General features: G+C 72.2%; 14 protein-coding genes. 3 read left to right on the top strand and 11 right to left on the bottom strand.

Going from position 1 to position 13225, the window contains the following annotated elements; all coding sequences use genetic code 11:
• Positions 1-26 precede the first annotated feature (26 nt).
• From K8612_RS26210 to K8612_RS26195, 4 genes are all read right to left on the bottom strand, one after another.
• Positions 27-830, bottom strand: a complete 804-nt coding sequence (locus tag K8612_RS26210) for a Rieske 2Fe-2S domain-containing protein (RefSeq protein ID WP_223764307.1) — start codon at positions 828-830, stop codon at positions 27-29.
• Positions 827-1399, bottom strand: coding sequence for a YceI family protein (locus K8612_RS26205; protein WP_223743248.1), 573 nt, complete (start codon positions 1397-1399; stop codon positions 827-829). The genes K8612_RS26210 and K8612_RS26205 overlap by 4 nt, the downstream gene beginning before the upstream one ends.
• 78 nt (positions 1400-1477) lie before the next feature.
• Positions 1478-2293, bottom strand: a complete 816-nt coding sequence (locus K8612_RS26200) for a hypothetical protein (RefSeq protein WP_223764306.1) — start codon at positions 2291-2293, stop codon at positions 1478-1480.
• Between the two features lie 186 nt (positions 2294-2479).
• Positions 2480-2905, bottom strand: coding sequence for a nuclear transport factor 2 family protein (locus tag K8612_RS26195; RefSeq protein ID WP_223743250.1), 426 nt, complete (start codon positions 2903-2905; stop codon positions 2480-2482).
• Between the two features lie 172 nt (positions 2906-3077).
• Here K8612_RS26195 and K8612_RS26190 point away from each other — a divergent pair, with 172 nt between their 5' ends.
• Positions 3078-3854: a hypothetical protein gene (locus tag K8612_RS26190; protein WP_223764305.1), complete on the top strand. Its 777-nt coding sequence runs from the start codon at positions 3078-3080 to the stop codon at positions 3852-3854.
• Positions 3851-4135 carry a GNAT family N-acetyltransferase gene (locus K8612_RS26185; protein ID WP_223764304.1) on the top strand — a complete coding sequence of 95 codons (285 nt, stop codon included), beginning with the start codon at positions 3851-3853 and terminating at the stop codon, positions 4133-4135. Before K8612_RS26190 ends, K8612_RS26185 begins: the two co-directional genes overlap by 4 nt.
• On the opposite strand, the gene K8612_RS26180 is transcribed toward K8612_RS26185, so the two are convergent.
• The 4 genes from K8612_RS26180 to K8612_RS26165 all read right to left on the bottom strand — a co-directional run bounded on the left by K8612_RS26180 (position 4136) and on the right by K8612_RS26165 (position 8521).
• Positions 4136-5524 carry a hypothetical protein gene (locus tag K8612_RS26180; protein WP_223764303.1) on the bottom strand — a complete coding sequence of 463 codons (1389 nt, stop codon included), beginning with the start codon at positions 5522-5524 and terminating at the stop codon, positions 4136-4138. It abuts the gene before it with no gap.
• 221 nt (positions 5525-5745) lie between these two features.
• A complete protein-coding gene (locus K8612_RS26175; RefSeq protein ID WP_223743254.1) occupies positions 5746-6858 on the bottom strand; it encodes a LysM peptidoglycan-binding domain-containing protein in 1113 nt (370 codons plus the stop codon).
• 104 nt (positions 6859-6962) lie between these two features.
• On the bottom strand, positions 6963-7961 hold the full coding sequence (locus tag K8612_RS26170; protein ID WP_223764302.1) for a c-type cytochrome: 999 nt from the start codon (positions 7959-7961) through the stop codon (positions 6963-6965).
• A complete protein-coding gene (locus tag K8612_RS26165) occupies positions 7958-8521 on the bottom strand; it encodes a cytochrome C oxidase subunit III (RefSeq protein ID WP_223743256.1) in 564 nt (187 codons plus the stop codon). Before K8612_RS26165 ends, K8612_RS26170 begins: the two co-directional genes overlap by 4 nt.
• 159 nt (positions 8522-8680) lie before the next feature.
• Between K8612_RS26165 and K8612_RS26160 the strand changes: the two genes are divergently transcribed.
• Entirely contained in the window at positions 8681-10216 is a 1536-nt protein-coding gene (locus tag K8612_RS26160; RefSeq protein WP_223764301.1) for a glycosyltransferase family 87 protein, read from the top strand.
• On the opposite strand, the gene K8612_RS26155 is transcribed toward K8612_RS26160, so the two are convergent.
• From K8612_RS26155 to K8612_RS26145, 3 genes are read right to left on the bottom strand one after another with little or no spacing between them, the layout of a single operon-like run.
• Positions 10213-11946 carry a cbb3-type cytochrome c oxidase subunit I gene (locus tag K8612_RS26155; protein WP_223764300.1) on the bottom strand — a complete coding sequence of 578 codons (1734 nt, stop codon included), beginning with the start codon at positions 11944-11946 and terminating at the stop codon, positions 10213-10215. The genes K8612_RS26160 and K8612_RS26155 overlap by 4 nt on opposite strands.
• Positions 11943-12779, bottom strand: a complete 837-nt coding sequence (locus K8612_RS26150; RefSeq protein ID WP_223764299.1) for a cytochrome c oxidase subunit II — start codon at positions 12777-12779, stop codon at positions 11943-11945. The genes K8612_RS26155 and K8612_RS26150 overlap by 4 nt, the downstream gene beginning before the upstream one ends.
• Complete coding sequence (locus K8612_RS26145) at positions 12779-13105, bottom strand: hypothetical protein (protein ID WP_223764298.1); 327 nt, start codon at positions 13103-13105, stop codon at positions 12779-12781. Before K8612_RS26145 ends, K8612_RS26150 begins: the two co-directional genes overlap by 1 nt.
• Positions 13106-13225 lie beyond the last annotated feature (120 nt).

Genomic DNA, 13225 nt, shown 5'->3' with positions numbered 1-13225 from the left:
GGGCCTCCCGTCCGGGCCTCCGGGACTCAGGCGATGGTGACGACCACGGCGGACGCGTCCGCGGTCACCGTGAACTTCTTCAGGTCGCTGGTGGCGGGGCCCTTCGTGACGACGCCCGTCTTGGTGAACGTGGACGCGTGGCAGGGGCAGAGCAGCTCGTCGATGCTCGCCTCGAAGCCCACCTCGCAGTGCTGATGCGGGCAGTCCGCGTCCACCGCCGAGTAGGAGCCGTCGTCCAGCTTGAAGACGAAGATGCGCTTGCCGTAGCCGCTGGGCTTGCCGCTCACCATGCCGCCCGCGTTCTGGAGGTCCGGGAACTGGGCGAAGGTCAGCGTCACCTTGCCGCTCTCCACTGCGGGGAAGGAGTCGTCACCGGCCTTGATGTTGATGCTCAGCACCTGCGTGCCCGCGTTGTACGTGCACACGTACGTCTTGAGCGGCACCGTGGCGGGCTCCTGCGTCACCTTGCCGTCGAGTGAGAACTTCGACAGGTGGCAGGGGCACACGGCCTCCGTCCCGTCGAACCCCATGGGGCAGCCCACGTGGGTGCACGTCGCGGACAGCACCGCGTAGGTGTTCGCCGTGGGGTGCACCACCAGCAGGTTCTCCTGCCCGGAGCCGCCCGGAAAGCGCAGCGTCACCGCGCCGCCCTCGCGGGACAGGTCCGGGTAGCGCTGCACCACCAGCGCCACGATGCCGTCGTCACCGGGCATGGGCACGTCCAGCACCGGCGCGGGGTCGATGTTGGGCGCGCACGCGGGCGGCAGGCCCGCGACCACCACGCCCGTGCCCAGCAGCTTCTTGAAGAAGTCCCGACGCGACGAGCTCACGTGCCCTCCGTGAAGACGAGGTGCGGCTCCAGCACCAGCTCGTCTTCCACCTTCACGAGCAGCAGCGTGGGCCGTTCGATGTTGTAGCCCTCCAGGCTGATCTTGAAGGAGCCGTCCGCCGTCACCTGCTTCTCGGAGTCGAACCTCACCGTCATGGGGATCTCCACGTCCTTCGTCACGCCGTGGAAGGTGAGCTTGCCCTTGAGGGTCACCGGCACGCTGCCGGGGAAGGTGGCGGGCGGCTTCACGCCCGTGCCCACGGCCTTCACCTCCACCAGCGGGAACTTGGAGGCCTCCGTCACCTCCAGCATGTGCGTGTCGCGGTTGGAGTTCTGCGAGTCGAAGTCCTTCACCTGCGCGCGCACGGCCACCTGGAGGGTGCCGTCCGGCTTCAGCACGGCCTTGCCCTCGCTGGGCGGCGCCTTGCCGGACACGGTGTGCATCTTGTGGATGAGCTTGTAGGTGAGGGAGCTGGCGTCCTTCTTCACCGAGTACATCTTCGCGTTCTGCGCGGCGGCGGGCAGCGCGAGCAGCAGGGCAGCGGACAGAACGAGTCGTCGAGCAATCACAGCGGCCTCCAGAGGGGATACGGCTTGCCTCCGCACAACGGCCGGCGCGCGGAGACATTCACGACAGGGGGATGAGGGTCAGAAGGTGAGCGTGACGATGCCCGCGGCGACGCAACCCAACGTGGCATAGCCCACCACCTGGTGCGCGGTTGCGTACTTCGGCTCCGTGATTTCACCGTAGCTGTGGGTGGCCAGGATGCCCAGGATGGCCTGGGTGATCATCCCGGCGGTGGCCAGGCTCATGAAGATCTTGTGGAACGTCACCGTGTCCCACTGGAACGGGCGCTCCACCGGATCCGGCGCCAGCAGGCCCAGCGTCCCCACCGTGGCGAACAGCACCGACGTGCCGATGATGACGCCCCGGTGCCAGGCGAGCAGCGTGCGGTTGTCCCCGCCGCCCCGGAACGACTCGTTGAACTGGAGCTGCCCCAGCACCGTGGCCGCGGTGAGGCCGCCCGCCATGGCCAGGCCCAGGCCCTGGTGCAGCTTGAGCATGGTGCGGCGCGTCTCCAGGTCCTTCTGGAGGTCTGGATCCAACAGGCCCTTGGACGCCTCCGCCTCCGGCGTGAGCAGGTCGAAGTCCAGGCTGGGCTCCTCCGGGGACGGCGTGCCGCTGCCGGTGTCCTGCGGCGCGGCGGCGCCCGTCGAGCCGGGCTCCGGCGTGGCGGACACGGGCGGTGTGACGTCCGGTGTCATGGGCGGCGCGGCGGCGGGGGACGCCGCGGGGGCGGTCTCCTGCACCGTGCCCGACACGGGACGCGCCGGCTTGCGCTTCACGGGCTTGCGCTTGGCCGCGGCGACGAGCACGGGGGCGTCCGGCGCGAAGGCCGCGCCAGCGGGGGAGGCCGCCAGGAGCAGGACAGCCAGGAGAGGGGAAATGACGCGAGTCATCATGGGGTTCCTGGGGGACAACGCGGCCCGTCAGAGAAGGGCGGGCCATGCCATTCCAGGCTACCCCGGCTCCCGGTCCGGGTGCACGGCAGTGCACACCGGGTCCGGGTGAACCTTGCGCCGTCAGCGGGTCCCTGGAGGGGCGGAACCATAAGAACCCCAGGGAGCGCCGGAAGTCGCGCTCGGGGGTCAGGCCGGTGTCGTCGAGGGCACCTGCGACCGGGCCGCGGTGCCGTGCGCGAGCTCCTGGCCCAGGGCGTGCGGGTCGAAGTAGGCGAAGAAGCGACGGACGCGGTCGCCGTCCCACTCGATGATGGAGACGCCCTCGTAGGCGATGGCGGCCCCGTTGCGCGCGGTGCCCTGCGTCTCCCATTCGAGGGCCACGCGGTCACCGGACTCAATCATGTTGCGGAAGGTGGACTTCACCTGCCCGAGGGTGCCCTTGTACTCGGTCCAGAAGCGGCGGGCGCCGTCGATGCCGGAGAAGACGTTGGGTGACGCGACGTTGCTCACCTGCGCGTCCTCGGTGAAGAGGGCGACCAGCGGCTCGAGGTCGCCGTGCTCCTCCAGTTTCAACAGTGCGTCCACGAACCGCTGCGCTCGTTCCATCGGCATCGGGTGTCCTCGCTCGTCGCGAAAGAGGAAGTCAGGGGTGTGCCCGGAAAGGGTGCGCACGCGAGGGGCGGGTGGCCTGTCACCGGAGGCCGCTCCCTTGGCCCCCGGACGGAGGTACCACCCCCTTGCTCCCGGGCCTCCGCCGGAGGATGACTGCCCTCCAGGAGCACCCATGTCCCAGCAAGCCCTCCGTTCCGCGCCGCCGCTCGCTTCCGTCGACGAGGTGCCCGGCGACGTCGCCGCGCCCATCGCGGCGGAGTCGTCCCCGCCGCTGGCGCTCCTGCTGGAGGAGGTGCGCTCGCCGGGGGTGGTGCGCGCGGACATCGACGCGCTCATCGTGGGCCTGGGCCGGCCGGCCGCGCCGGACGAACCGCCGAGGGAGCGGGCGGACCTGCTGCTGGGGCTGCTGGACCGGAGCAACCCGGTGGGGGACTCCACGGGGTCGGGCGGGGTGAAGGTGCGGCACGCGGCGAAGGAGGCACTGCTCGCCATGGGCTACCCGTACGCGCTGGAGCTGCCGCCCGAGCTGCTGGAGACGAAGGGCGCGGACGGCAGGGAGCCGGGGCTGAGCGTGGGCAACGCCGTCCTGGCGCTGGGGAGCGCGCTGTACCAGTCGGCGGGCCTGGGGGTGGTGTGGTTCTTCCTCAGCTACTTGCGGATACCGGCGGCGGCCGAGGTGTCGTTCGGCACGGGCGCGGTCCTCTGGCTCTTCACGCTGCTCTCCCTGGTGGGCCACCACTCCCGGTCGCGGGACCTGCAGTCCATCGGTTCGGTGGTGCTGTGGGTGGCGGCGGTGCTGTGGATCATCGTCGCGCTCCCGATGGCCGTGTTCTCCTATGGCGTGGCCCTGCTCTTCGTCCCGTGGCACCTGGCGCTGTGGACCGCCATCTCCCTGCGCCCGGAGGCCGAGTCAGAGGACGCGCCGGTGAAGGGCCCTCGCCTTCCGTGAGCCCACCGCCCACCCTCCGTGCCGCCACACGGGAGGACCGCGCCTCCATCGCGGCCATCTACAACGCGGCCTCGCCGAGCGCGCCTCCACCTTCGGAGGCGGAGGGCGCGGGCTTCCACAAGCTGACGTCGCGGGTCTTCGCCACCAACGTGCTCAGCCGCGCGCTGCTGAAGCGGCTGGGGTTCCGGGAGGTGGGCGTGCATGAGAAGCACGCCCCGCTCGATGGCGTGTGGCACGACGTGGTGGTGGTGGAGAAGCTGTTGCTGGCGAACGTGCGGTAGTCAGCGCCGCGCGTCCTGGGACCACTCCTCGCGCGTCCAGCCCTGCCGTTCATAGAGGGCGCGGCGCTCCGCGGGCAGGGCCTCCCAGGCGACGCCGGGGTCCAGGTCCCCGGGGCGGCTGAAGAGGCCGGGGACGTCACCGCGGACGGCCTGGGAGGCGCGCTCCGGGGTGAGGCCGCGCAGGCCGTAGCTCAGCTTGAGGCCCGCGTGGCTCTGGCTTTCCTGGTGGGAGGCTTCGAAGGAGACGCCGCCGCCGAACTCCGCGGTGCGAGGGTTGAGGGACGCGTGGGCGCGGGCGTGAGGGCCGGCGCCCAGGGACAGCTCCACCTTGCCCTCCGAGTCGCGGCTCACGCTGGCGATGCCCAGCTCCAGTTGGAGCTGGGCCTCCGTCTTGCCGTGCGCGTCCATCATCACCTCCAGGCCCAGAGGCCCGGCCTTGGAGGCGACGCCCGCCTGCGTCTGGACGTCGGTGGTGCCGCGCGCGGAGACGTGGGCCGTGCGCTTGAAGTGGAGCATCTCGAGGGACGCGCTCGCTTCGGCGGAGACGAAGGCCCCGGCGGGGCGTTCGCCGGAGAGGACCTGCGCGCGGGCGGTGACGGTCCCGTAGGCCTGGACGAGCGAGTGTCGGGGGCGTCCCAGGCCGGCCTTCCACTCGGACTCGTAGCGTTCGCGCTGGGGGTCGGACCAGGAGAGGCCGAGCGACGTCTCACGCAGGTCCAGCGACCGGGGAGGCCCGAGCGCGCGAAGGGCCTGGAGGCTGCCGGCCCGGGCCACGGCGTCGCCATAGCGTTGCAGGTAGGCGTCGTAGGCGACGACGGTGGCGCGGCCGGTGTCGGTGGCGTGGGCGTTCACCGCGTCGCGAAGGGCGGCGGGCAGCTTCGGATCATTGACGAAGGTCTCCGGGTGTCCGGGCATGCCGAGCGGTCCCTCCACGCCGCCCGGGCGCCGCGAGACGACGCCGTTGGACGCGGCCTGTTCGAGGAAGGCCTGGCGAGCCGGAGCATCCATCCGGGACACATAGGCGGCGAGCAGCCCGTCACGGTCCATGCGCTCCAGCGTGGCGCGGTATGCCTCGCGAGGCACGGAGCCGAGCGCATCGTGCGTGGCCTGCACATCGCCGCCGGTGAGGAAGGGGCTCGACAGGCTGCGCGTCAGGTGCGAGCGGACCGAGGCATAGACGTCCTCCGGCACGGGAGCGGAGGAGGGACGCAGCCGGCCCCCCAGGGCCGCGAGTTCGCGCGCGGACACGGCGGGGCCGTCCGCCAGCGTGGAGGGACGGGGCGCGGTGGGAGTGACGGAGGGACCGTCATACGGCCGCAGCTCGTTGCGAGAGGGCGAGGACGCGCTGCTCTCACTGACGGAGGTCCTGCGGGACGCGGTCGTGCCCACGCGGAGCTCCGGCGCGGGTGCATCAGATTCAGGAAGCGGGGGCTCAGGGGACAGGGGGCTGCTACCGGGCGCATCGATTCGGGACATCAGGCTCGCTCCGAGGAAGGAGGAGCCCGCGCCCTGTGCAGCCGGTGCGCCACGGTCAGGTGCCCGGAATCACAGGCACCTCTTCGCGTCCATGTGCCCGGGCGTGGGACCCGGGTCCCACGCGCCAGACGGGCTCAGCCCAGCACGTCCTGCGCGCGGCGGTAGTACATCTCGCGGCTCGCGAGGCCGTTGTAGCCGCCGTTGATGCGGCGGGTGACCTCGCGGAAGTTGCCCGCGTCCGCGTAGCTGTTCAGGTTGCGCGAGCCCCAGTACCAACCCGCGATGCGGAACGCGACGTCCGGATCCTTCGCGCGCTCCGGGTGCCCTTCCAGGTCGATGCCCAACGCCTTGCCCGCCGCGCGGTAGTTCGCGCGGCCCGTCAACTGGATGGGGCCTCGGCCCTTGTAGCGCTTGCCGTCGCCCGGCTGCGTGTTGCCCAGGTCCTTGCGGCCCTCGTACGCGGCGCCGGAGGCGATCTCCTCCATGTAGCGCAGCTCGCCGCTCTCATGCGCCAGTTGGGCCAGGAACATCTCCTTGCGCCGGGGCGTGTTGATGTTCGCCTCCGCCATCGCCTTGTTCAGGTGCGGCAGGTACTGCTCCGCCTTCGCCTGCGACAGGTTCGGCATGATCCGCCGCAACTGCGCCACCGTCACCCCGCCCTTCCCTCCCGACGTGCCCGGCGTCCCACCCACGCCCCCCGTCGACGGAGGCGGCTTCGACGCCCCGCCCGTCCCGCCCGTGCGGCCCGGGATCGTCAGCTTCTGCCCGACGTAGATCTTGTTCGGGTTCGCGATGTGGTTCGCCTGCTGCAACGCCCCCACCGTCGTGCCGTACCGCCCCGCGATGCCGCTCAGCGTGTCCCCGCTGCGCACCGTGTACGAAGCGCCTCCGGACGGCGGCGGCTTCGACGTCACCGGCGCCGCGCCCCCACCCGCGCCCGGAATCGTCAGCCGCTGGCCCACGTAGATTTTATTCGGGTTCGCGATGTGGTTCGCCTTCGCCAGCGCCCCCACCGTCGTGCCGTGCCGCCCCGCGATGCCGCTCAGCGTGTCCCCGCTGCGCACCGTGTAGCTGCCCGCCTTCGACGGCGCCGCCTGGAACCCGTCCGGGACCGTCAGCCGCTGCCCCACGCGGATGAGGTTCGCGTTCGCGATGTGGTTCGTCTTCTGGAGCGAAGACACCGACGTGTTGAAGCGCTGCGCGAGGCCGCTCAACGTGTCGCCGCTGCGAACGGAATAGGTCGTCACGGGTGAAACTCCGGGAAAAAGAGGTAATCAGTGCCCGGATTTTCGCGACGCCTGGGAATTAGTTTCCCAGGAAGACCTACTTTTCAGGTTGCTGCATCTATCCGCTATTCCTGCACCTTCGAGTCACGCAACCGTTGCTGGAGGTCGCGGGCGGCGCGGGTGTCGTGCATCACGACGAGGCTCTGCACGTAGTACGTGAGCGCCCAGAGGTTCTCCTCCGGGATGGCGCCCTTCCATGACGGCATGGCCGCGCCGCCGACGCCCGCGGCCATCACGCGGTAGAGGTCCTCGCGCTGGGCCTGCGCGGTGTACGGCTGGCCCTCCACGCGCGTGCCCTGGGGCCACACCGTGCGCAGGCGGTGGAAGAGGAAGTCCGGCGGCAGCACCTTGGCCATCTGCGTGGCTTCCCCCTTCGCGTCCACGGTGAGCGAGTAGTCCGAATCCCGCTGCAGCGCCGTGTATGGATCCGCGTTCGCCAGGTTCACCTTGCGGCCGGTGACGCTCTCCGTGAGCGCGGCGAGCTCCGCGCGGGGCAGGTACGCGACGTGGCAACTGGCGCAGCCCGCGTTGCCCTTGCCGGCCACGTGGTAGACGGTGCGGCCGCGCTCCACGGCCTCGGCTTCGCGGCCCTTCCACGGGTCGTCCGACACGGCGATGGCCGCGCCGGGGGACTCCTGCGTCCAGCGCGGGCTGAACGTCTTCAGGTACTGCACCACGGCGTCCACGTCCGCCGGGGGCACGTCCCACGCGAACATGGGCGTGCCGTGCAGGCCCCGCCGCAGCGTGCGCTTCAGCGCGTCGTCGGTGGGCAGCTCGCCCGCCGCCACGCCGCCGAACTTGTAGAGGCCCTGGTGGAAGTTGCGCGGAGGAGGCCGCATCCCGGAGCCCGCGGGGCCCTGACCGTCGCCCTTCTCGCCGTGACAGGACGCGCAGTAGTGCGTGTAGACGTCGTATCCGCGCGCCAGCGTCGCGGCGGGGATGACGGTGCCGTCCGCGAGCTTCAGGGGCTCGAAGGTGGGCGCCTCCTTGCGGCACGCGGGAGCGAGCGCCCCCAACGCGAGCACGGCGAACAGGCGGAGCGAGAAGCAGGGAGTGGGCTTCATGGGAGGTACACCACCGCGAAGAGGACGCCGTACATCATCGTCGAACACCACCAGCCGGGCAGGGCGCGCCGCACCGGAGCGCTCGCGTCCTGTCCGCGCAGGACGCGGAGCCCCGCGCGCAGCAGTCCCAGGAGCACGACCGCCAGGTGCGCGGCGTGCACCGCCGACAGGCCATACAGCGCGGAGGCGAAGACGCCGCTGTCGGGGATGCGCAGGTCCCGGTACCAGAACAGCACGTGCAGCCAGGCCGCCTGCGTCGCCAGGAACCCCGCCCCGGCGCCCAGCACGCCCGCCAATGTGAGCCGGTCCGGCCGGGGCCGCCGGAGCGCGACGTGCAGCAACACGGCCCCGATGACGAGGAGCCCCCCGGCCAGCGCGGGGACGAGGACTCCCGGGCGCGCGGACGCGGGAGGCCAGAAGCCGCGCAGCCGGTAGAAGCCCGCGGTGAAGGCCATGGCGCAGAAGAGCATCGCCGCCGCGCCGTGCGCGATGACGGCCCCGAACCAGAGGTTCCCTTCGTCATGATGAGGGGACGGCGAGGCCCGTTCGTTCGTGCTCACGGGGCCGGACTCTCGCATGCCTGGGCCCGGCGCGAAGCACCAGGAAGCCGGGCGGCCCCCCGTCCCTCGGAGCGGCGCCCATCGACCGAATCACCTCCGCGCATCACACCCGTGATGCCGCCCTGGGCCCGCCGGTAGTAGCCTGCCGCGCTGACTCCGATGGAACCCGCGCCCACTCCGTCCCCGCCCGTCCCTCCTCGCGCCGCGCGGAGCCTGGACCTCTGGCCGTTGATCATCGTGGCGCTGGGCGCCTGGGTGCTGCGCGCGATGGCGTTCTTCCATCGCTCCGGCGCCATGGGCTACCCCATGGACTACGACGAGGGCGTCTACTTCTCCGCCGCGTCGCTCCTGCTGCGCGGGGACCTGCCCTACCGCGACTTCATCTTCGTCCACCCGCCCGGCGGCCTCCTGCTCTGGGCCCCCGGCGCAGCGCTCACGCTGGGGCTCGACGCGGCCACCGCCTACGGCATCACCCGCTACCTCGCCGCCGCCGTGGGCGCCCTGTGCGTGTTCCTCGCCGGCCGGGTCGCTTGGCGCGCCTGGGGTCCTGTCGCGGGCTGCGTGGCCGCGCTCGCCTATGCCGCGTATCCGGAGGCCGCCCTCGTGGAGCGCGGCACCTTCCTCGAACCGCTGCTCAACGTCCTGTGCCTGGGCTTCGCGAACCTCTGGCTCGCCTCCGGCCCGCCCTCCCGAGCCCGCCGCATCGGCGCGGGCGTGCTCCTGGGCCTCGCCATCTCCGTGAAGCTCCCGGGCGGACTGTGGCTCGTCGCCGCGCTGCTCTCGCGCCCGGGGAGGGAGTCCTGGCGTCACGCCCTCCTGCCCGTGCTGGTCGCGTCCGCCACCTTCGTCGCCGTCGTGGGCCCGCTGGCCGCGCTCGCCCCTTCCGAGTTCCTCCGCGACGTCATCACCTTCCAGGCCACGCGCCCGCCGGACGGGGAGCTGGACCGCTGGCTGCGCCTGCGCGACATCTTCCACGAGCGCCGGTGGGGCGAGGTCCTCCTCGCCCTCGTGGGCCTGGGCACCGCGTGCGTGCGCGCCTTCCGTGCCGCGCCGGAGCACCGCCCCGCCGCGCGCTTCTTCGCCTGCGCGTTCGTCCTCAGCGTGGCCCTGTTCCTCGCGTCGCGGACCTACTGGAACCAGTACAACGCGCACCTCGCCGCGTCGGAGGCCGTGCTCGCGGGCCTGGGCGCCTCCGTGCTCCACGCCTTCAGCACCCGCTGGGGCCGCGCGGCCTCACGCGCCGTGGCCGCGCTCCTGTTCGCCGCCGCGTTCCTCCCCGGCGCGAGGCACGTCCACCAGAGCGCCCGGCTTCAGGCCCCGGACGTGGTGGCGCTCGCGAAGCACATCCGCGCGGACGTGCCCCCCGATGCGTGCCTCTACTCCTTCGAGCCCGGCTGGGCGCTCGCGGCGGGCCGGCTCCCCACGGGCGCCACGCCCATCGTGGACGGCTACGCCACCATGCTCCAGGACGCCATGAGCACCGGCGACCGCTTCGAGACCACCGACGAGGCCCTCTCCGCCGATGAGGCCCAGCAGGCCCTGCGCATCATGCTGGGCTCCTGCCGCTTCGTCGTCCTCGGCTGGCGCGGCGAGTGGCAGCTCACGCCGCAGAGCCGCCCCTGGTTCAAGCAGCGCTTCGTCCGCCGCTTCCCCCAGGGCGACGCCGGCGGCGTGGACCTCTGGGAGCACCGCTAGACGGCGCCCTCCACCCCGGGCACCGGCGGCGCCACCGGCTCCGCCACGGGCACGCCCGGGGACAGCGGCTCCGCCTGGCCAATCCAATCGCGACCCAGTTGCTCCTGCACTTCCGGTTGCGACAGCGCATGCGGCCCGCGCAGCACCACCGCGCCGGGCGCCGCGTCCGTCCACTCCAGCGTGCCCACCCGCCACGGGTTCGGCTCCGCGGCCCGGCCCCACCCGAGCGTCCGCACCAGGTTCACCACGAACACCAACTGCGCCGCGCCCAGCGCGAACGCGGCCCAACTGGTCCACCGGTTCAACGGGAGCAGGTGCTCGAGGAACGTGTACTGGTACGGGTCATAGAGCCGCCGCAACTGCCCCGCGTAGCCCGCCACCAACTGGCCGCCGAAGACGGCGATGAACAGCACCGCGCTCAGCAGCACGTGCACCTTCGCCAGCCGCTCGTCCAACGCGCGCCCGTACATGCGGGGGAACCAGAAGTAGAGCCCCGCGAACACCGCGAGGAAGCTGGCCGCGCCCATCGTCAGGTGGAAGTGGCCCACCACCCACATCGTCCCGTGCAGCGGCACGTCCGTCGCCACCGCGCCCAGCGCCAGCCCCGTGATGCCGCCCAGGCCGAAGACGACCATCGTCGCCAGCGCCGCGAGCATCGGCGACGTGAGCCGCACGCTGCCCCGCCACAGCGTCATCAGCCAGTTGAGGAACATCACCTCCGCGGGCAGGGAGATGAGCAGCGTCAGCACCATGAACGTGCGCCCCAGCACCGGCGCCATCCCGCTGGTGAACAGGTGGTGCGCGTACACCGCGCCGCTCAGCGCCGTCACCACGCCCATGGCCCCCGCCGTCAGCCGGTAGCCATGCGCGGGCTTGCGGCTGAAGAACGCGACGAAGTCCCCCACCATGCCCCACGCGGGCAGGATGAGGATGTAGACCTCCGGGTGGCCGAACAGCCAGAACAGGTGCTGGTACACCACCGGGTCGCCGCCCCCGCCCACCGCCGCCGCGCCCGCGATGAAGAACTGCGTGCCCGCCACCCGGTCCAACAACAGCAGCACCGTGGCCGCCGCCAGCACCGGCACGAACAGCACGTTGAGCACCGCGCCGTAGAACAGCCCCCACACCACCAGCGGCATCCGGCCCCACGTCATCCCCGGCGCGCGGCAGCGCACCACCGTGACGACGAAGTTGAGCCCGTACAGGAACGCGGACGCGCCCACGAACAGCACCGCCACCGTCACCAGCGTCTGCCCCAGCCCCGGCGTGAACGCGGGCGTCGCCAGCGGCGGATAGGACGTCCACCCCGCGCTCGCCGGCCCCAGCCGCACCACGAACGACACCAGCATCAGCGCGCCGCCCACCGCGTAGGCCCAGAAGCCGAACGGCGACAGCCGGGGGAACGCCATCTGCTTCGAGCCAATCGCCAGCGGCAGCACGAAGTGCCCCAGCGCGCCGAAGAGCAGCGGCGTCACCGCGAAGAAGATCATCAACAGGCCGTGCATCGTGAACACGGCCGTGTACGTGGGCGGCGTGAGCGCGCCCTTCGACTCGGGCAGCACCCACGCGAGCCCCGGCACCGGCTGCCCGGGCCACGCCCACTGGAAGCGGATGAGCATGGCCAGAAGGCCGCCTATCAGCAGGAACAGGAACCCGCCCCACAGGTACTGCCGCGCCACGCGCTGGGGGTCCGTCGTCCAGAGCGACTTCACGAGCGCCCCCGCCTTCATGGCGTCCTCCACACCCAGCCCCAGTGGGCCGCCGTGTCATCCGGGTCGTAGGCCTGCACCGCCTTGAGGCTCGCCTCGCGCAGCCACGCCGCGTACGCCTCCGGGGACAGCGCCGTCAGCATGCCGCGCATCCGGTAGTGGCTGGTGCCGCAGTGCTGGTAGCAGGCCACCTCCCACGCGCCCTCGCGAGCGGCCTGGAACCACGTCTGGTTCACCCGGCCCGGGATGGCGTCCAGCTTCACGCGGAAGGCCGGCAGCGTGAACCCGTGCACCACGTCCGTGGAGACCAGTTGCACCCAGACGGGCACGCCCGCCGGGACGCGCAGGTCGTTCCACGTCACCACGTCGTCCTTCGTGCCGAACGCCCCGTCCGCGCCCGCGTACCGCGCCTCCCACGACCACTGGTGCGCGTTGAGCTGGATGCGCACCGTGCGCGGGTCCTCCATGGGGACGCGGAAGTTCCAGAGCACGTCGTCCAGGTAGCCCTGCGAGCCCAGGAACAGCGTCCCGTCCACCACGCCGAACGCGCACACGGCCAGCCCCAGCACCCACGCCCGCGAGCGCCGCGTGCCCCCGTCCGGCGCCACCTTCCGCGCGTTCCGGAAGCGCGCCACCGCCAGCAACAACCACCCGAGCATCACCGCCGCCAGCGCCAGGTCGAAGCTGTGGCTCGTGGCCAGCAGCGCGTCGATGCGGTCGCCCGTCGCGCTCGCGTTCTCCGGGGGCGCCAGGCTCCAGGCGCCACGCGCGGGCGGCACCGCCAGGGGCGCCTGCGCATCCGGCGGCGCGACGTCGCTCACGGACGACGGGGACAACGCAGGGGACTCCGCCATCACGGATGCTCCTGTTCCACGGGGGCCGAAGCCCGCTCTGCTCCCGGCGACGCTCGCCCCGCCCGCCAGGCCGCCCAGAGCCCCACGCCCACCAGCGCGAAGGGCACCAGCATCAGCGCCAGCAGCAGCTCGCCCGCCCCCCCCGGGGACTCCGGCGCCCGGGCCGTGCACGAGGGGCACGCCAGCGCCGCCGCCGGCACCAGCCCCCCGGCGAGCCCGAGCCACGGCCCGGAGCGACGGGAAAGCCTCCCCGCCAGCGACCGGAAGCCTCCCCACCCGCCCGGCGAAGCGCGTCCACACGGGGGCTGGAAGAGGGCCTGGGACATGGCCTCCGGGCTAGCACGCACCCAACGTCCCCTCAAGGAGCACCCCGCCCTCCGCGAAGCGGCCACTCTCCCTCATGCCTCGCATGCGGCCAGCCCCTACCCCCGGCGGGCCCGGCGCTT

It is taken from the genome of Corallococcus sp. AS-1-6 (assembly GCF_020037015.1).
Taxonomy (GTDB): domain Bacteria; phylum Myxococcota; class Myxococcia; order Myxococcales; family Myxococcaceae; genus Corallococcus.
The sequence above is the reverse complement of the archived record's forward strand: the minus strand, read 5'-3'. Positions and strand labels throughout refer to the sequence as shown.

Coding starts and splice junctions, on each gene's coding strand:
- K8612_RS26160 (WP_223764301.1), top strand. CDS start 8,681: ATGGAACCCGCGCCCACTCCGTCCCCGCCCGTCCCTCCTCGCGCCGCG.
- K8612_RS26195 (WP_223743250.1), bottom strand. CDS start 2,905: ATGCCGATGGAACGAGCGCAGCGGTTCGTGGACGCACTGTTGAAACTG.
- K8612_RS26150 (WP_223764299.1), bottom strand. CDS start 12,779: ATGGCGGAGTCCCCTGCGTTGTCCCCGTCGTCCGTGAGCGACGTCGCG.
- K8612_RS26170 (WP_223764302.1), bottom strand. CDS start 7,961: ATGAAGCCCACTCCCTGCTTCTCGCTCCGCCTGTTCGCCGTGCTCGCG.
- K8612_RS26155 (WP_223764300.1), bottom strand. CDS start 11,946: ATGAAGGCGGGGGCGCTCGTGAAGTCGCTCTGGACGACGGACCCCCAG.
- K8612_RS26190 (WP_223764305.1), top strand. CDS start 3,078: ATGTCCCAGCAAGCCCTCCGTTCCGCGCCGCCGCTCGCTTCCGTCGAC.
- K8612_RS26145 (WP_223764298.1), bottom strand. CDS start 13,105: ATGTCCCAGGCCCTCTTCCAGCCCCCGTGTGGACGCGCTTCGCCGGGC.
- K8612_RS26200 (WP_223764306.1), bottom strand. CDS start 2,293: ATGATGACTCGCGTCATTTCCCCTCTCCTGGCTGTCCTGCTCCTGGCG.